General features: G+C 62.4%; 14 protein-coding genes. 3 read left to right on the forward strand and 11 right to left on the reverse strand.

Annotation, left to right across the window (positions count from 1 at the left end):
* Positions 1 to 68: 68 nt before the first annotated feature.
* Positions 69 to 278 carry a cold-shock protein gene (locus tag GV818_RS16570; RefSeq protein ID WP_161757976.1) on the forward strand — a complete coding sequence of 70 codons (210 nt, stop codon included), beginning with the start codon at positions 69 to 71 and terminating at the stop codon, positions 276 to 278.
* A 101-nt stretch (positions 279 to 379) separates the two neighbouring features.
* On the opposite strand, the gene GV818_RS16575 is transcribed toward GV818_RS16570, so the two are convergent.
* The 4 genes from GV818_RS16575 to GV818_RS16590 all read right to left on the reverse strand — a co-directional run bounded on the left by GV818_RS16575 (position 380) and on the right by GV818_RS16590 (position 5,582).
* Positions 380 to 757, reverse strand: a complete 378-nt coding sequence (locus tag GV818_RS16575) for a hypothetical protein (RefSeq protein WP_161757975.1) — start codon at positions 755 to 757, stop codon at positions 380 to 382.
* Positions 758 to 842: 85 nt separating this feature from the next.
* Complete coding sequence (locus GV818_RS16580; RefSeq protein ID WP_161777013.1) at positions 843 to 1,652, reverse strand: putative RNA methyltransferase; 810 nt, start codon at positions 1,650 to 1,652, stop codon at positions 843 to 845.
* Positions 1,652 to 2,803: a succinyl-diaminopimelate desuccinylase gene (gene dapE / locus GV818_RS16585; RefSeq protein WP_161757973.1), complete on the reverse strand. Its 1,152-nt coding sequence runs from the start codon at positions 2,801 to 2,803 to the stop codon at positions 1,652 to 1,654. Before dapE ends, GV818_RS16580 begins: the two co-directional genes overlap by 1 nt.
* Before the next feature lie 187 nt (positions 2,804 to 2,990).
* Complete coding sequence (locus GV818_RS16590; RefSeq protein ID WP_161757972.1) at positions 2,991 to 5,582, reverse strand: glycosyltransferase; 2,592 nt, start codon at positions 5,580 to 5,582, stop codon at positions 2,991 to 2,993.
* 217 nt (positions 5,583 to 5,799) lie between these two features.
* On the opposite strand from GV818_RS16590, the gene tcdA reads away from it, so the two are divergent.
* Positions 5,800 to 6,612 (forward strand): tRNA cyclic N6-threonylcarbamoyladenosine(37) synthase TcdA, encoded by an 813-nt coding sequence (gene tcdA / locus GV818_RS16595; RefSeq protein WP_178124946.1) that lies wholly within the window; start codon positions 5,800 to 5,802, stop codon positions 6,610 to 6,612.
* 105 nt (positions 6,613 to 6,717) lie between these two features.
* Here the strand turns inward: tcdA and GV818_RS16600 are convergent, their stop codons facing one another.
* The 4 genes from GV818_RS16600 to GV818_RS16615 form a co-directional block, all read right to left on the reverse strand.
* Positions 6,718 to 7,140, reverse strand: a complete 423-nt coding sequence (locus GV818_RS16600) for a SufE family protein (RefSeq protein WP_161777014.1) — start codon at positions 7,138 to 7,140, stop codon at positions 6,718 to 6,720.
* On the reverse strand, positions 7,137 to 8,342 hold the full coding sequence (locus GV818_RS16605) for an aminotransferase class V-fold PLP-dependent enzyme (RefSeq protein ID WP_161777015.1): 1,206 nt from the start codon (positions 8,340 to 8,342) through the stop codon (positions 7,137 to 7,139). The genes GV818_RS16600 and GV818_RS16605 overlap by 4 nt, the downstream gene beginning before the upstream one ends.
* Before the next feature lie 76 nt (positions 8,343 to 8,418).
* Complete coding sequence (gene dapD / locus GV818_RS16610; protein ID WP_161757968.1) at positions 8,419 to 9,453, reverse strand: 2,3,4,5-tetrahydropyridine-2,6-dicarboxylate N-succinyltransferase; 1,035 nt, start codon at positions 9,451 to 9,453, stop codon at positions 8,419 to 8,421.
* A 33-nt stretch (positions 9,454 to 9,486) separates the two neighbouring features.
* Entirely contained in the window at positions 9,487 to 9,849 is a 363-nt protein-coding gene (locus GV818_RS16615) for an ArsC family reductase (protein WP_161757967.1), read from the reverse strand.
* A gap of 237 nt (positions 9,850 to 10,086) precedes the next feature.
* On the opposite strand from GV818_RS16615, the gene GV818_RS16620 reads away from it, so the two are divergent.
* Positions 10,087 to 11,733: a Na+/H+ antiporter gene (locus GV818_RS16620; protein WP_161757966.1), complete on the forward strand. Its 1,647-nt coding sequence runs from the start codon at positions 10,087 to 10,089 to the stop codon at positions 11,731 to 11,733.
* 72 nt (positions 11,734 to 11,805) lie between these two features.
* On the opposite strand, the gene dapC is transcribed toward GV818_RS16620, so the two are convergent.
* Genes dapC through map form a run of 3 tightly spaced genes read right to left on the reverse strand, consistent with a single transcriptional unit; the run spans position 11,806 to position 16,577 of the window.
* Positions 11,806 to 13,005, reverse strand: a complete 1,200-nt coding sequence (gene dapC / locus GV818_RS16625; RefSeq protein WP_161777016.1) for a succinyldiaminopimelate transaminase — start codon at positions 13,003 to 13,005, stop codon at positions 11,806 to 11,808.
* Positions 13,006 to 13,043: 38 nt separating this feature from the next.
* Entirely contained in the window at positions 13,044 to 15,746 is a 2,703-nt protein-coding gene (locus GV818_RS16630; protein ID WP_161757964.1) for a [protein-PII] uridylyltransferase, read from the reverse strand.
* A gap of 48 nt (positions 15,747 to 15,794) precedes the next feature.
* Positions 15,795 to 16,577 carry a type I methionyl aminopeptidase gene (map, locus tag GV818_RS16635; protein ID WP_161757963.1) on the reverse strand — a complete coding sequence of 261 codons (783 nt, stop codon included), beginning with the start codon at positions 16,575 to 16,577 and terminating at the stop codon, positions 15,795 to 15,797.
* Positions 16,578 to 16,979: the final 402 nt, after the last annotated feature.

Here is a 16,979-nt window from a genome sequence, read left to right on the forward strand (position 1 = left end):
CGTGGGAGAGTTCTCAAGGTTTGGTTGCAGTGCACCAATCCAATAATAAAAAAATGAGGTATGGATTCATGACTACTCGTGAGACCGGCAACGTGAAGTGGTTCAACGACGCCAAGGGCTACGGCTTTATTCAGCGTGAAGGTGGGGCGGACGTGTTTGTCCACTATCGAGCGATCCGTGGCGAGGGCCACCGCTCCCTGACCGAAGGCCAGCAGGTGGAATACGCTGTGGTCGATGGCCAGAAAGGTCTGCAAGCCGAAGACGTCGTCGGCCTGTAACCGACTCTGTAGGAGCTGGCTGCCAGCGAAAGGGCGACGCTGGCGATGCTAGGCTCAAGGGCCTCTTCGCCGGCAAGCCGGCTCCTACAGGTACGCAGTGTTCAGGCGGTGCGCCAGGTAATCTCTTCCTCACCATCGGTGCTGATACGCATCCAGCGATCGGCGGTTTCCTCACCTTCTTCCTCGACCCAACTGCCCGGTGCGCAGCGTACTTCGACATTCAGCGCGGCAAAGGCGGCGCGGGCACAGGCGATGTCGTCGTCCCAAGGAGTCTGGTCGCTCTCCAGGTACAGGCTGTTCCATTTGCCCACGGCCTTGGGCAGCCAGGTCACTGGTACGTTGCCGGCCTTGCACTTGTAGGTCTGGCCTTTCTGCACCCAGTCGCTGCATGGGCCGAGCACGGCGCCCAGCCAAGTGGCGATGGCCTTGTAGTCGACGTCGGCGTCTTTCAGGTAAATCTCGATATCGGGCTGGCGCATGGATGTCCTCATTGCCGGTCTGAAAAATCCATTCGCGGATTTAATCGACCTCGAGCCCATGCCCGAGGTCTTGGGTTAAGTGGGGTTATTGCAGCACGAAGTAATCGTAGAGCATCGATACGCTGACTTCGAAAGGCTCGGTCTGTTCGATCACTGCAGTCCGGCGTTCGGCACTGGCGCGCCAGCCATGGGGCGTCATGGCCAGCAGGTTGGCACGATCTTCCGGCCGCTCCAGGCGCAGCTTGAAGTCCAGGGTTTCGCTGTGGGCCAGGAACATGCCTTCCGGCACCAGGGCCAGGTGCTTGTCGTCGCTGTACTCACGCACTTCGTCGTAAAGACGTTCACGCAGCTCCATCAAGTGGCCGTTGGTGGGGCCAACCTTCATCAGACCGCCACCGGGGCTCAAGAGGCGCTTGGCTTCCAGCCAGTCGAGGGGGCTGAAGACGCTGGCGAGGAACTGGCAGCTGGCGTCGGCCAGGGGGATCCGCGCCATGCTGGCGACCATCCAGGTCAGTTGCGGGGCGCGGCGGCAGGCGCGTTTTACCGCTTCCCGGGAAATATCCAGGGCGTAGCCATCGGCGTCGGGCAAGGCCTCGGAGAGCTGCGCGGTGTAGTAACCCTCGCCACAACCGATGTCCATCCAGCGCTGGGGTGCGCGTTGCGCCGCCAGCTCTGCCAGACGCTTGGCCACCGGGGCGTAATGCCCGGCGTTGAGGAAGTCACGACGGGCCTCGACCATGGCCTGGTTGTCACCCGGGTCGCGGCTGTTCTTGTGCTGCACCGGCAACAGGTTCAGGTAACCCTGGCGCGCACGGTCGAAACGATGCCCGGCCGGGCAGACAACGCCGTTATCCACGGCGTTCAGCGGAGCGCTGCAAAGAGGGCAGGCGAGCATCAGGCGAGCAACTTGATCAGGGTCTGATAGTAGATTTCGGTCAGCACATCGAGGTCGCTGGCCAGAATCCGTTCATTGACTTGGTGAATGGTGGCATTGACCGGCCCCAACTCCACCACCTGGGTGCCCAGGGTGGCGATAAAGCGTCCGTCGGAAGTGCCGCCGCTGGTGGATGCCGTGGTTTCACGCCCGGTGATCAGCTTGATACTGGCCGATACCGCGTCCAGCAGGGCTCCGGGTTCGGTGAGGAACGGCAGGCCGGACAAGGCCCACTCCACGTGCCAGTCCAGGCCGTGCTTGTCGAGGATCGCCGCGACCCGCTGTTGCAGGCCTTCGACGGTGGATTCGGTAGAGAAGCGGAAATTGAACACCGCCACCAGTTCACCGGGAATCACGTTGGTGGCGCCGGTGCCGGAGTTGAGGTTGGAGATCTGGAAGCTGGTGGGCGGGAAGAAGGCATTGCCGTCGTCCCAATGCTCGGCTGCCAGTTCCGCCAGGGCTGGAGCCACCAGGTGGATCGGGTTCTTGGCCAGGTGCGGGTAGGCCACGTGGCCTTGTACACCGCGCACGGTGAGCTTGGCGCCGAGGGAGCCGCGACGGCCGTTCTTGACCACGTCGCCGACCAAGGTGGTGCTCGACGGTTCACCGACGATGCACCAGTCCAGGCGTTCCTTGCGTGCTGCCAGGCGCTCGACCACGGCCTTGGTACCGTGGTGCGCAGGGCCTTCTTCATCGCTGGTGATCAGGAAGGCCACCGAGCCTTGGTGATCCGGGTAGTCGCTGACGAAACGTTCGGCAGCGACCAGCATGGCCGCCAGGCTGCCTTTCATGTCTGCCGCGCCACGGCCGCAGAGCATGCCGTGCTCATCGATCAGGGCCTCGAACGGGTCATTTTGCCAAGCCTGGAGCGGACCTGTGGGCACCACGTCGGTGTGCCCGGCGAAGCACAGCACTGGACCCGGGTGCTTGCCGTGGCTGGCCCAGAAGTTGTCCACGTCCTCGATACGCATGGGTTCGAGCTTGAAGCCGGCATCCCCCAGGCGCTGCATCATCAGCTTCTGGCAGTCGGCGTCGACCGGCGTCACCGAAGGGCGGCGGATCAGATCACAGGCAAGTTGCAGGGTCGGCGAAAGCTCGGCATGGGCCGTCATGGGGGAACTCCGGTGCAAGGCGTTGTGTAGGAGCCGGTTTGCCGGCGATGGCGGTTGAGCAGTGGCACCGCGTGGTTTTGATCGCTGCTAAGCCAGCTCCTACCTGTTATGGGCAAGGCGCGCAAAATGGCGGATATCTTAAAGCAAAACGGCGGCCAGAGGCCGCCGTTTAGTCGTGTGCGTCGATTTACGCAGCCGGGGCCGGCTCTGCTTGCACTGCCGGTTTGGGCAGCGAAGACAGGAAGGCCATGATCAGCGCTGCCAGATACGGCAGCGACTGCACCAGCAACATCGTCACCCAGAAGCGTATGTCGTTGCTCGGCAGGCCTTGCACCAGGAAGATGCCCAGCGCCGCGCCCCACAGCAGCAGCATGATGAACAGCTCCTCACGGGCTTCCGAGATCGCCACCCAGAAACCGTGGTTGTCGGCGTTCTTCGGAGTGCGGAAGAACGGAATGCTGCTGGTGAAGAAGCCATACAGCACCGCCTTGGCGATGGTGTGCGACAACGCCAGGCCGGCCAGTGCCGCGCAGAACGCATCTTTCAGGTTGACCCCCACCGCGCGGCGGTAGAGGAAGATGATCTTGCCGACCTTGAACACGAACAGCGCCAACGGCGGGATCGCGAAAATCAGCAGCGGCGGATCGACCCGTTGCGGCACGATGATCATCGCCGCCGACCACAACAGGGCGCCGACGGTGAAGAAGATGTTCATGCCGTCCGCCACCCACGGCAGCCAGCCCGCGAGGAAGTGGTAGCGCTGGCCACGGGTCAGCTCGGTGTCCTTGCCGCGCAGCAGGCTGGCGGTGTGGCGCTTGATGATCTGGATCGCGCCGTAGGCCCAGCGGAAACGCTGTTTCTTGAAGTCGATGAAGGTGTCGGGCATCAGGCCCTTGCCGTAGCTGGTGTGGTAGTAGGCGGCCGACAAGCCTTTCTCGAACACCCGCAGGCCCAGTTCGGCATCTTCGCAGATGCACCAGTCGGCCCAGCCCAGCTCTTCGAGCACCGAGCGCCGGGTCATGGTCATGGTGCCGTGCTGGATGATCGCGTCACGGTCGTTGCGGGTGACCATACCGATGTGGAAGAAGCCTTTGTACTCCGCGTAGCAGAGCTTCTTGAAGGTGCTTTCGTTCTGGTCGCGGTAGTCCTGGGGCGACTGCACGATGGCGATCTTCGGGTCGGCGAAGTGCGGCACCATGTGCTTGAGCCAGTTGCGGTCGACGCAGTAGTCGGAGTCGATCACCGCGATCACTTCGGCATCCTTGGCGGTATGCGGCAGCAGGTAGTTCAGCGCCCCACCCTTGAAACCGGCCAGGGGCGCGACGTGGAAGAACTTGAAGCGCGGGCCCAGGGTTTGGCAATAGGCCTGCACCGGTTCCCAGACCGCCGGGTCCTTGGTGTTGTTGTCGATGATCAGGACTTCGTAGTCCGGGTAATCGAGGTTGGCCAGGGCGTCGAGGGTCTGTTTGACCATCTCCGGCGGCTCGTTGTAGCAGGGCACGTGGATCGAGACTTTTGGCCGGTAATTGGATTCGCCCTCAACGGGCAGGAATTCACGCCGGCGTTTGTGGGTCCACACCGCTTCAGCCAGTTCATGGGCCTCGGTCAGCAATACGATAAACACCCCGAGCGCGCCGAGGGCCAGCAGGAAACCCACCGTCAGGCTGAACCAGGTGCTGTATTGCTGGCTGTAGTCGTAGCCGATCCACACCAGCACCGAACCGCAGAGGAACGCGGTGAAGGTGAGGAAGGTCCGGCCGCGCTGGCGCAGGGCCGAGCCGTCGATCATCAGCAGGGTCAGGGACAACAGGGCCAGGACCACCGAGCCGATGGCCAGTACTCGCCACTGAGGGATCGCTACTACCGGGCCTTCGAAGTTGAATTTCTGCTGGCGCGCAGCGTTAAACACGCCCCAGTACGCGCCCACCGAACCTTCGTCACTGGCCTTCCACGGCTGGTCGAAGGCTTCGATGACGAAATAGTTGTAGCCCTGGCGGTTGAGTTTGTTGACCAGGGTGCGCAGGTAGATCGCCTGGTCCGCCGGGCTGGCGTCAGCCCCGCCGCGCATACGACCGTTGCTCGGCCAGCCGACCTCGGACAGCAGCAGCGGCTTTTTCGGGAACATCTTTTTCAGGTCTTTGGCGCGGTCGAGGACAAACTGTCCGGCCTTGTCCACTGGGATGAACTCCCAGTAGGGCAGAATGTGCGCGGCGATCAGGTCGACGTGCTTGGCCAGTTCCGGGTGCTCTTCCCAGACGTGCCACTGTTCTGAAGTGGTCACTGGCACTTTCACTGCGGCACGGACCCGGTCGAGGATCACCGACAACTGGTCAGCGGTGATTTCCTTGCGGAAGATCGCTTCGTTGCCCACCACCACGCGAACCACACTGCGGGAACTGTTGGCCAGTTCGATGGCGCGCATGATCTCTCGTTCATTGCGCTCCAGGTCCGGGCTGATCCAGATCCCCAGGGTCACCCGCAAACCGAACTCTTCCGCCAGCTTGGGGATGTCGCCCAGGCTGCCATCCACCGAATAGGTACGGATGTTGTCGGTCAGCTTGCTCATGATCTCCAGGTCACGACGCATTTCATCGTCGGACGGGTACTGGTCCTTCTGCGGGAATTGACCCTGCTGGAAAGGCGAGTAGGAAAAACCGGAGATCTGTTCCGGCCAGTCGGGGGCCGAGACCGGGCGATTGATCAACGCCCAGAAACCGGTGAATAGCGCGGCAATGGCCAGCACTATCACCAGATTGAGTCCAAATTTACGCGATGACATAGCTATTTCGGGTTCCAAAAGGTGTGGAACGAGGGAAGGGTTGGCAGGCGCCAAACGGCGGGCATCCTACACTGGCCCCCAACTGAGCGTACAGCGCACAGAGGAAAGCCAGACCTTGGGCACTGTATTTGCGTTTAAGTTCTTAACTTGTAGCTTGCGGCTTAAAACTTGTCGCTGCCTGGTCCTATAATACGCGCCGGTTTTTTAGGTGATGGTCATGAGTACAGAAGATCCACGGTTTGCCGGCGTCGCTCGTCTATATGGCATTGAAGGCCTGGAGCGGCTGCGGGCGGCCCATGTGGCGATCGTCGGTGTCGGCGGAGTCGGTTCCTGGGCGGCGGAAGCCATTGCCCGTTGCGGAGTGGGGGAGATTTCGCTGTTCGACCTCGATGACGTCTGCGTCAGCAACAGCAACCGGCAACTGCATGCCCTGGACAGCACCGTGGGCAAAGCCAAGGTCGAGGTCATGGCCGAGCGCCTGCGGGGCATCAACCCCGCTTGCACGGTGCATGCAGTGGCAGACTTCGTCACCCGTGACACCATGGCCGAGTACATCACCCCGAACATCGACTGCGTGATCGACTGCATCGACAGCGTGAATGCCAAGGCGGCACTGATCGCCTGGTGCAAGCGCCGCAAGATCCAGATCATCACCACTGGCGGCGCGGGCGGGCAGATCGATCCGACCCTGATCCAGGTCTGCGACCTGAACCGTACCTTCAACGACCCGTTGGCCTCCAAAGTGCGTTCCACCCTGCGCCGCGACTACGGTTTCTCGCGTACCGTGACCCGGCACTACAGCGTGCCTTGCGTGTTTTCCACCGAACAACTGCGTTATCCGAAACCGGACGGCAGCATCTGCCTGCAGAAGAGTTTTGTCGGGGATGGGGTGAAGCTGGACTGCGCCGGAGGCTTTGGTGCGGTGATGATGGTCACCGCGACCTTCGGCATGGTGGCGGCAACCAAGGCCGTGGACAAGATCGTTGCCGGCGTGCGCCGCCCGTCCGAGCGCAGCAAACCCGGCGCATAAGGCCGGCTCGCACAGACGCAGGCCGTTGTAGGAGCTGGCTTGCCAGCGAAAGGGGCCCAGAGGGCGATGCTCGGCTTGTGGCCCTCTTCGCCGGCAAGCCGGCTCCTACCGGGTTACGGAGGGGGGGCTGGCCAGTTCGCTCATGCGTTGCAAGACGGCGTTCAGGCCATTGCTGCGCGAAGGCGAGAGTTGGCGTGACAGGCCCAGTTGGTTGAACCAGTCGGCCAGGTCCACTTCCCGCAACTGCTCGGCCGTCAGGCCATTGACCCGCGCCAGCAGCAGGGCCACCAGCCCGCGAATCAGCCGCGCATCGCTGGCCGCGGCAAACTGCCAATGACCGTCAACCAGAGTCGCCACCAGCCAGACCAGGCTTTCACAGCCATGTACCTGATTGCTGTCGACCTTGTCCTCTTCGCTCAGGGCCGGCAGGCGCTCGCCCCATTGCATCAGCAGGCGCGCCCGCTGTTCCCAGCCGGCAGCCCCCTGGAAAATCTCCAGGGCGGCGACTGCATCTGCCGGCAGGCTCATCGCAGTAACTCCAGGGCCTGGTCCAAGGCTTCGAAAAAGCGCTCCAGGTCCTCGGAGTCGTTGTACAGCGCCAGGGAAACGCGTATCGCCCCGGCCAGCCCCAGGCTTTTCATCAAGGGCATGGCGCAGTGATGACCGGCGCGCACGGCGATGCCTTGCTCGGTCAGCAGATGCGCCAGGTCGGCGTTGTGCACACCGTCCACCACGAAGCTGACCAGGGCCAGTTGCGGGGTGCCCAGCAGGCGGATGCCGTTGCGCGCCTGCAGGCCGTGCAGCAGGTAGGCGTGCAACGCGGCTTCATGGTCGGCGACGGCTTGCTGATCCAGGCCGGTGAGATAGTCCAGGGCCGCACCGAGGCCGATGACCCCGGCAATTGGTGGCGTACCGGCTTCGAAACCCAGGGGCGCGGGGCGGAAGCTGGCGTGCTGGTAGTCGGCGTCCTGGACCATTTCGCCACCGAACTGCCAGTGACGCAGGCCCTTGAGCGCCTGATGGCGGCCGAATAGCACTCCGACCCCATCCGGGCCATAGAGTTTGTGGCTGGAGAACACATAGAAGTCGCACCCCAGCGCTTGTACATCATGCCGGCCATGGACCACGCCCTGGGCGCCGTCGATCACCGTCAGCGCCCCTTGGGCTTTGGCCATGGCCAGTAGCGGGGTCAACGGCTGCCAGGCGCCGAGCACGTTGGACAGTTGGCTGACCGCCAACAGGCGGGTGCGCGTGCCGATCAAGCGGCTTGCCGCGTCGATATCGATCAGGCCGTCGCCATCCAGGGGCAGGACGATCAGCTTGAGGCTGCGCCGCTGGGCCAGCTGCTGCCAGGGCAGCAAGTTGGCGTGGTGTTCCAGGGCACTGATGACGATCTCATCGCCCGTTTCGAATTGGTGTTCCAGGCCATAAGCCAGGAGATTGAGTGCGCAAGTTGCGCCGTGGGTAAAGACGATCTGCCCGCTGTCACCGATATTCAGCCATTGGCCGACCTTGCTGCGGCTGTCCTCGAACGCCTGGGTGGCGTGGGCGCCGGGCAAGTGCTGGGCACGGTGCACGTTGGCTGCACCATTGGTGTAGTAGTGCGCCAGGGCATCCAGCAGGGCTTGGGGTTTTTGCGTAGTGGCGGCGTTGTCCAGGTACGTCTGGTCCTGGCGTTGCAGGGCGGCGATGGCCGGGAAATCGGCGCGCCAGGGGGAGGCTACAAGCATGGTGGCAGAACTCGTTTGAACAGGCCGGGCGCCGATGATAAGCGCCCGGCAGGTTCCTGTGGAACCGAATCGCTGCTTAGTTGTGAGCGTGCAGCGCTTCGTTCAGCTCGATCGCCGACTTGTGGGTCTTGCATTCCACGGCGCCGGTTTCCGAGTTGCGACGGAACAGCAGGTCTGGCTGGCCGGCCAGTTCCCGGGCCTTGAGCACTTTCACCAACTGGTTGTTTTCATCCAGCAGCGCCACCTTGGTGCCGGCGGTCACGTACAGGCCCGACTCCACGGTGTTGCGATCACCCAACGGAATGCCGATACCGGCGTTGGCGCCGATCAGGCAGCCTTCGCCGACCTTGATCACGATGTTGCCGCCGCCCGACAGGGTGCCCATGGTCGAGCAGCCGCCACCCAGGTCCGAGCCCTTGCCGACGAAGACGCCCGCGGAAACGCGGCCTTCGATCATGCCCGGGCCTTCGGTGCCGGCGTTGAAGTTGACGAAGCCTTCGTGCATCACGGTGGTGCCTTCGCCTATGTAGGCGCCCAGGCGGATCCGTGCGCTGTCAGCGATACGCACGCCACTCGGCACCACGTAGTCGGTCATTTTCGGGAACTTGTCCACCGAGAACACTTCCAGCAGCTCGCCGCGCAGGCGCGCTTCCAGTTGCCGCTCGGCCAGTTCGCCGAGGTCGATCGCACCCTGGCTGGTCCAGGCCACGTTCGGCAGCAGTGGGAACACCCCGGCCAGGCTCAGGCCGTGCGGCTTGACCAGGCGGTGGGACAGTAGGTGCAGCTTGAGGTAGGCCTCTGGAGTCGAGGTCAGTTGCGCGTCTTCGGCCAGCAGGGTGGCGACCAGAGGCTTGTGGCTCTCGGCCAGGCGGGTCAGCAGGGCTACCTGGGTAGCGTCGATGCCTTTCAGGGCATCGGCCATTTGCGCGGCCTGGGCGGTGGTAAAGGCGATGGCCTGGTTGCCTTCGCTGTAGCCGAGGATTGGAGCCACGGCTGCCAGGATTTCGGCAGAAGGCTTGAGCAATGGTGCGGCGTAGAACACTTCCAGCCATGCACCTTGACGATTCTGGGTACCGACACCAAAGGCCAGGCTGAACAGAGTAGTGGACATGCAGTTACCTCTTGCGAAATTGAGTGAGCAGGCTTACTTGAGCGCCGCTGCGTAAAGGTCTGGCTTGAAGCCAATCAGGGTCTTGTCTCCGAGATCGAGCACCGGGCGCTTGATCATCGAAGGTTGCGCGAGCATCAGTTCAACGGCTTTCGCCTGGTCGAGATCGGCTTTGCTTTCGTCATCGAGTTTGCGAAAGGTCGTGCCCGCGCGGTTCAACACCACCTGCCAGCCGTGCTCGTTGCACCACTGATTCAGGTGCTCACGGTCAATGCCGGAGGTTTTGTAGTCATGGAAGTCATAGCTGACAGCGTGTTCATCAAGCCAGGTGCGCGCCTTTTTCATGGTGTCACAGGCTTTGATGCCGAAAAGGTGCAACGTTTTACTTGAAACGGTCAAGGAATTGCCCCCTTTGGAGATGCTGGAGTTGGAAGGTCACGGATTATGCCACGACCGCAGCGGTTCGGCGTCGGCTGCTGCGGGGCTTTGTCGCATTGTATTTCAGCGTAGTCAGGGCCTTGCGACCTTTGTGCAGCGGCGAAACCTTAGCTTAAGTGGCTAATATGGCACTTCTGCGGTGAATGATCGCCGTCGTTGCATGTCTGCTTTGAAGGTTCAGATCGGGAAATCCGCTTTATGCAAACCGCCTATACCGTGCTCATCATGCTGATGCTGGTGAGCCTCTCGCGTCTCGTCGGCCGGGTCATTCCGTTGCCGTTGCCGCTGGTGCAGATTGCCGCTGGAGCCCTGTTGGCATGGCCGACCCTGGGGCTGCATGTGGCCCTGGATCCGGAGTTGTTTCTCTTTCTGTTTCTTCCGCCATTGCTGTTTTCTGATGGTTGGCGCATGCCCAAGCGCGAGTTCTGGCGCTTGCGGGGGCCCATCCTGACCCTGGCAGTGGGCCTGGTGCTGTTCACCGTGGTGGGTGCCGGTTATTTCATTCACTGGCTGTTGCCGAGCATCCCCTTGCCGGTGGCCTTTGCCCTGGCGGCCGTGCTATCGCCTACTGACGCCGTGGCAGTGTCGGCGATTTCCCAGAATCGCTTGCCGACTCCGCTGATGCACATGCTCCAGGGTGAGGCGCTGATGAACGACGCCTCGGGTCTGGTGACTTTCAAGTTCGCCCTGGTGGCGGCCATCACTGGCGTGTTTTCCCTGGCCAACGCCAGCCTGACTTTTGTCCTGGTGGCCGTCGGTGGGCTGGCAGTCGGGGTGGCCCTGAGCTGGTTGGTGGGGCGCTTGCGGGCCTGGATGATCGCCCGGGGCTGGGATGATCCGGCGACTCACGTGGTGTTCATGTTACTGCTGCCATTCGCCGCTTATGTTCTGGCCGAACGCCTGGGCGCCTCGGGCATTCTTTCGGCAGTGGCGGCGGGGATGATGCAGAGCTGGCTTGATCTGTTGCCGCGCCAGACCAGCACTCGACTGCTCAATCGCAGCGTCTGGTCGCTGCTGGAGTTCGCCTTTAACGGTCTGATCTTTCTGCTACTGGGGCTGCAACTGCCGGACATCATCAAGGCAGTGGTTAGCCACGAGACGTCGCTGTGGCCGACCCTGTTTTACCGCTGTCTGGATGTGCTGGCGATTTTCCTGGTGCTGCTGGTGCTGCGGTTTATCTGGGTGCAGAGCATCTGGCGCCTGTCTGGGCTGCTGCGGCGCTGGCGCGGCAAGGGCGAGCTGACCCTGGTGCCCACGGCGCGCTCCTGCTGGCTGCTGACAGTGGGTGGGGTGCGTGGGGCGGTGACCCTGGCCGGTGTGATGTCGGTGCCGCTGTTTCTCGGTGCCGGCGAAGCCTTCCCGGAGCGCGACCTGCTGATCTTCATCGCCGCGGGGGTGATCCTGCTGTCCCTGGTGGCTGCTTGCATTGCCTTGCCGCTGCTGTTGCGCGGCATTGTGAAGAGCCCCGACGACAAGCGCCGTGGGGAGGTCCGCGATGCCTGGCGCAAGACTGCCGAAGCGGCGATTCATGCCCTGGAGGCCGAAGAGGTGGCTGACACCGGCGAGACCCAGGATGCCGCCCAGGCAGCCCTGGCAACCGAGCTCAAGGGGCGCTTGATGGCTGAGTACCGGCATCAATTGGAGGTCTACAACGATTCCGCAGAAGCCCAGGCCCTGGCGTTCCAGATGGACCTGCTGGAGCGGCGCCTGCGGCTCAAGGCATTGCGAGCGCAGCGCCTGGAGTTGTACCGCCTGAGTCGGCATCACCAGATCGGTGACGATGTGCTGCGCGAGGTATTGGCGGACCTGGATTTGAGCGAGGCGAATCTGGGGCAGGTGAAGTGAGCGAATAACGCTTTCGCCGGCAAGCCGGCTCCTACAGGGAGGGTGTAGGAGCCGGCTTGCCGGCGAATGGCCTCAAGCGCGACGCAATACGAAATCGCGAATTCGCTCGGCGGCTTCCACGCACTCCGCCAGCGGCGCAACCAGCGCCATGCGCACACGCCCGGCGCCTGGGTTGGTGCCGTCCACATCCCGCGACAGGTAGGAACCCGGCACCACGGTCACGTGTTCCTGCTCGAACAGGTCGCGGCAGAACGCCGCGTCATCGCCGGCTACATTCGGCCACAGGTAGAAGCTGCCATCCGGCCGCCGCACATCCATCACCGGTGCAAGAATCTCCAGAACCGCATCGAACTTCTCGCGGTACAGGGCACGGTTGGCCCGTACATGCACTTCATCGTTCCAGGCGGCGACGCTGGCCAGTTGGGTTTGCACCGGCATGGCGCAACCGTGGTAGGTGCGGTACAGCAGGAAACCCTTGAGGATGTCCGCGTCGCCGGCGACGAAACCGGAGCGCAGGCCCGGCAGGTTGGAGCGCTTGGACAGGCTGTGGAATACCACGCAGCGCTTGAAGTCCTTGCGGCCCAGTTCGGCGCAGGCAGTGAGCAGGCCCGGCGGCGGGGTCTGTTCGTCGAAGTACAGCTCGCTGTAGCACTCGTCGGCGGCAATCACGAAGTCATGCTCGTCCGCCAGGGCGATCAGTTTCTTCAGGGTCTCCAGTGGTATCAGCGCGCCAGTGGGGTTGCCCGGCGAGCACAGGAAAAGGATCTGGCAGCGCTGCCAGATCTCGGCCGGCACGGCGTCGAAGTCCGGGTTGAAGCCGTTCTCATCCAGGCACGGCAGGTAGTGCGGTTTGGCCCCGGCGAGGAAGGCTGCGCCTTCGTAGATCTGATAGAAGGGGTTGGGGCTGACTACCAAGGCGTCGTCGCCGCGGTTGACCACGGTCTGGGTGAAGGCGAACAGCGCTTCACGGGTGCCGTTGACCGGCAGTACGTTGCGCGCCGGGTCGATCCAGCCGGTGGGAACGCCAAAGCGCCGTTCGCACCAGCCGGCGATCGCTTCACGCAGCGCCGGGATGCCCAGGGTGGTGGGGTAGACCGCCATCTGGTCGAGGTTGCTGGCCAGGGCTTCGGCGACAAAACTCGGTGAGCGGTGCTTGGGTTCGCCGATGGACAGGGCGATCGGGCGCTTGTCCGGGTTGGGCGTCACGGTGCCGAGCAAGGCGCGGAGCTTTTCGAACGGGTAGGGCTGCAGCTGGTTCAGAGCGTTGTTCATCGGTGCGGTATCTCACTCAAAGCGTCGGTTCAGACCGGTCAGATGCTCAGTCGGGTCATCTCGATAGTCGGTTCGTGGCTGACGCTCAACTGTTCGACGATCGCATCCTGCAAGCGGCTGCACAGCTGGGGGTCGGAAAGGGGCTGGTTGTGTGCGTCGGTAATGAAGAACACGTCTTCCACGCGCTCGCCCAGGGTGGCGATCTTGGCGTTCTGCAGCGACAGGTCGAACTCCAGGAATATCTTGCCGATCCGCGCCAGCAGGCCGGGGCGATCCGGGGCACTGAGCTCCAGCACGGTCACGGGGCGCTGGGCGTCGTTGTGGATGGTCACCTCGGGGGCGAAGGCAAAGTGCTTGAGCTGGCGTGGCACCCGGCGCTGGATGATGTTCGGGTAGTCGTCGGGATTGCGCAGGGCTTCGGTCAAGCCCTTGCGGATCTGCTCGACCCGCCGCGGATTGTTGCCGATCGACTCGCCGTCGTTGTCCAGGACGATGTAGGTGTCGAGGGTGAACTGGCTGCTGGAGGTGATGATCCGTGCGTCATGGATGTTCAGGTTGAGCTGGTCCATGGCGGCCACGGTCACGGCGAAGAAGTCGTGCTGGTCCGGGGCATAGATGAAGATCTGGGTGCCGCCCTCGAACTCGCGCTGGGTGATTTCCTTGATCAACACCAGCGGCCCGCCGTCGGCCGGCTGCTGGAGGATCGCGTCGCTGTGCCAAGCGACGTCGCCGGCGGTGTGGCGCAGGAAGTAGTCGTCTCCTAGTTGCGACCAGAGTTGTTCGACTTCATCCGGGTCGGTGCCGCCGCGCACCAGGATATCCAGGGCGGCGCTCTGGGTCTGGCGAATCTGCTCTTCGCGGTCCACCGGGTTTTCCAGGCCGCGGCTCAGGGCGCGCTTGGTCTCGGTGTAGAGCTGGCGTAGCAGGCTGGCGCGCCAGGAGTTCCACAGGGTCGGGTTAGTGGCGTAGATGTCGGCAACTGTCAGTACGTAGAGGTAGTCGAGGCGGGTCTGGTCGCCCACGATCTGCGCGAAGTCGTGGATCACCTGGGGGTCGGACAGGTCCTTGCGCTGGGCGGTGGTGGACATCACCAAGTGGTTCTGCACCAGCCAGACAATCAGTCGGGTGTCCCACTGTGGCAACTGGTGGCGCAGGCAAAAGGCCTCGGCATCCACCGCACCGATTTCCGAATGGTCGCCGTGCCGGCCCTTGCCGATGTCGTGGTACAGACCGGCCAGGTAGATCAACTCGGGCTTGGGCAGCTTGCCCATGAGTTTGCTGGCCAGCGGGAATTTCTCGGAGATCGGTGTGTACTGCAGCTTGCGCAGGTGCTTGATCAGATTCAGGGTGTGGGCGTCCACCGTATAGATGTGGAACAGGTCGTGCTGCATTTGCCCGACGATGAAACCGAACTCTGGCAGATAGCGCCCGAGGATGCCGTAGCGGTTCATCCGGCGCAGGTTGCGGTGGATACCGATCTCGCACTTGAACAGCTCGATGAACAGGCTGGTGTTGCGGATGTCGTGACGGAAATCGTCATCGATCAGGTGCCGGTGTTCTCGCAGCAGGCGAATGGTGTCGGCCCGCACGCCCTTGATCTCCGGGTGCTGGGCCATCAGTACGAAGATCTCCAGCATGGCGAACGGCGTGCGTTTGAACACGTTGTCGTTGATCGCCTCGATGTAGCCGTCGTGCAGTTGGAAGCGCGGATTGATTGGCTGCGGTGGCGCTTCGTCCTCAGGGGCGAGGATCACCTCCTCAAAGTGCTGGATGATCAGGTCGCTCAACTGCGCGATGCTCATTACCACCCGGTAGTACTGTTGCATGAAGCTTTCAATGGACTGCTTGGCATCCTCTCCTTCGAAACCCAGCAGGGTGGCGATGGAGCGCTGATGGTCCAGCAGCAAACGGTCCTCGGCCCGCCCGGCAAGCATCTGCAGGGCGTAGCGGACCTTCCACAGGAACTCCTGGGACGAAGCCAGCAGGGCATTCTCGCTTTCCACCAGAAAGCCTTCGCCAGCCAGGGCGCGCAGGTTCAGGGTGCCGTATTGCCGGCGGGCAACCCAGAGAATGGTCTGGATGTCCCGCAGGCCACCGGGGGAGCCCTTGACGTTGGGTTCCAGGTTGTATTCGGTGTCGTTGTACTTGTGGTGGCGGGCCTTTTGCTCGGTGCGCTTGGCCAGGAAGAAGTCCTTGCTCGGCCACATGTGCTCGGTGCTGGTGACGTCGAGCATGCGCTGGCGCAGGCGTTCGGGGCCAGCGATAGTGCGGCTCTCCATCAGGTTGGTGATTACCGTCAGGTCGGCTCGGGCTTCCTCGACGCATTCGTCCACCGAACGCACGCTTTGCCCGACCTCCAGGCCGATGTCCCAGAGCAGGGTCAGGAAGCGCTCGATGGAGTCGCGGAAGATTTCATGATCGGCGCTTTCCAGAAGAATCAGCAGATCAATATCGGAATAGGGGTGAAGCTCGCCGCGACCGTAGCCGCCGACCGCCACCAGGGCAATGTCGGCGTCCTCGCTCCAGTTGAACTGGTCCCAGGCCTTTTGCAGGATGTTGTCGATGAACCAGGCACGGTCTTCGATGAGCCGACGGATCTCCCGTCCGCTGCGAAAGCGAGCGTCGAGCACTTCTCGTGCCTGACGAATGGCTTTTTTGAAGGCTGCGATCGGACTGGCCTTCAGGGCCAGTTCCGCCTGGAACTGGCCGCGGTCGAACAACTCGGGATCCACCTGCGGCATCGATTGGCTTTCCTATCTATCTATAAGGTCGGGACGCAGTGTTGCGGATCAGGCAGAAACCCGCGGGATGGTGTCATCGCTGCGCAGGGTGAAGATCTCGTAACCGGTTTCGGTCACCAGCAGGGTGTGTTCCCACTGCGCCGAGAGCTTGCGGTCCTTGGTGATGGCAGTCCAGCCGTCGCCCAGCACTTTGGTGTCGGCTTTGCCCTGGTTGATCATCGGCTCGATGGTGAAGGTCATGCCGGCCTTGAGTTCCATGCCGGTGCCTGCGCGGCCGTAGTGCAGGATCTGCGGCTCTTCATGGAACACTTTGCCAATGCCGTGGCCGCAGAACTCGCGAACCACCGAGAAGCCGTTCTTTTCCGCGTGCTTCTGGATTACTTCGCCGATGTCACCCAGGCGGCAGCCCGGCTTAACCAGTTCGATGGCCTTGTACATGCATTCTTGGGTGATTTGCGACAAGCGCTCGGCCCAGACCGGCACGTTACCGACGTGGAACATGCGGCTGGTGTCACCGTGGTAGCCGTCCTTGATGACGGTTACGTCGATGTTCAGGGTGTCGCCATCCTTCAGCGGCTTCTCGTTGGGAATGCCGTGGCACACCACGTGGTTGATCGAGGTGCAGATGGATTTGGGGAAGCCTTTGTAATTCAGCGGGGCTGGAATAGCGCCCTGCACATTGACGATATAGTCGTGGCAGATGCGGTCCAGCTCTTCGGTGGTGATGCCGGGTTTGACATGCTCGGCAATCATTTCCAGAACTTCGGCGGCCAGTTTGCCGGCGACACGCATTTTTGCGATGTCCTCGGGGGTTTTGAGGGTGACGGTCATACAGGCTCTCTTGACGCTCAGTAGCGCGATAAACACGGAATGGCTTGAAAACCCGCATTCGCAAGGCTCGACCTACGGTGGGTCGGCCAGGTTTTCAGAAGCCGCAAAGGTACGATTCTAACAGACGTACAGCGCAAATCTGAGGTTCTGCTGGCGTATGTCTCTATACAAGGGTGCATTCTGGACCGATTCCAAGGGCGGGGCAAAAAGCGCACGGATCACCGGCTGTGAATCCGGGTTTCGTTTTTGCCCTTGCTGTGGTATAAAATGCGCCGCTTTCCGGGGATGCCCTGAAAAGCCCAAACCCACACACGTGTCGACACGATGACCTGGGTGCCCTCAGCACAAGCTGTTGGTTGGTCATTGGGATACGTGGAGGCCTAACCCGACTTATTAAGGAAC

Source organism: Pseudomonas sp. Fl4BN1, assembly GCF_009908285.1.
Classification (GTDB): domain Bacteria; phylum Pseudomonadota; class Gammaproteobacteria; order Pseudomonadales; family Pseudomonadaceae; genus Aquipseudomonas.

Excerpts from the sequence above, each read along its gene's own strand:
- GV818_RS16570 (WP_161757976.1), top strand. The coding sequence starts at position 69 with ATGACTACTCGTGAGACCGGCAACGTGAAGTGGTTCAACGACGCCAAG.
- GV818_RS16575 (WP_161757975.1), bottom strand. The coding sequence starts at position 757 with ATGCGCCAGCCCGATATCGAGATTTACCTGAAAGACGCCGACGTCGAC.
- GV818_RS16580 (WP_161777013.1), bottom strand. The coding sequence starts at position 1,652 with ATGCTCGCCTGCCCTCTTTGCAGCGCTCCGCTGAACGCCGTGGATAAC.
- dapE (WP_161757973.1), bottom strand. The coding sequence starts at position 2,803 with ATGACGGCCCATGCCGAGCTTTCGCCGACCCTGCAACTTGCCTGTGAT.
- GV818_RS16590 (WP_161757972.1), bottom strand. The coding sequence starts at position 5,582 with ATGTCATCGCGTAAATTTGGACTCAATCTGGTGATAGTGCTGGCCATT.
- tcdA (WP_178124946.1), top strand. The coding sequence starts at position 5,800 with ATGAGTACAGAAGATCCACGGTTTGCCGGCGTCGCTCGTCTATATGGC.
- GV818_RS16600 (WP_161777014.1), bottom strand. The coding sequence starts at position 7,140 with ATGAGCCTGCCGGCAGATGCAGTCGCCGCCCTGGAGATTTTCCAGGGG.
- GV818_RS16605 (WP_161777015.1), bottom strand. The coding sequence starts at position 8,342 with ATGCTTGTAGCCTCCCCCTGGCGCGCCGATTTCCCGGCCATCGCCGCC.
- dapD (WP_161757968.1), bottom strand. The coding sequence starts at position 9,453 with ATGTCCACTACTCTGTTCAGCCTGGCCTTTGGTGTCGGTACCCAGAAT.
- GV818_RS16620 (WP_161757966.1), top strand. The coding sequence starts at position 10,087 with ATGCAAACCGCCTATACCGTGCTCATCATGCTGATGCTGGTGAGCCTC.
- dapC (WP_161777016.1), bottom strand. The coding sequence starts at position 13,005 with ATGAACAACGCTCTGAACCAGCTGCAGCCCTACCCGTTCGAAAAGCTC.
- GV818_RS16630 (WP_161757964.1), bottom strand. The coding sequence starts at position 15,746 with ATGCCGCAGGTGGATCCCGAGTTGTTCGACCGCGGCCAGTTCCAGGCG.
- map (WP_161757963.1), bottom strand. The coding sequence starts at position 16,577 with ATGACCGTCACCCTCAAAACCCCCGAGGACATCGCAAAAATGCGTGTC.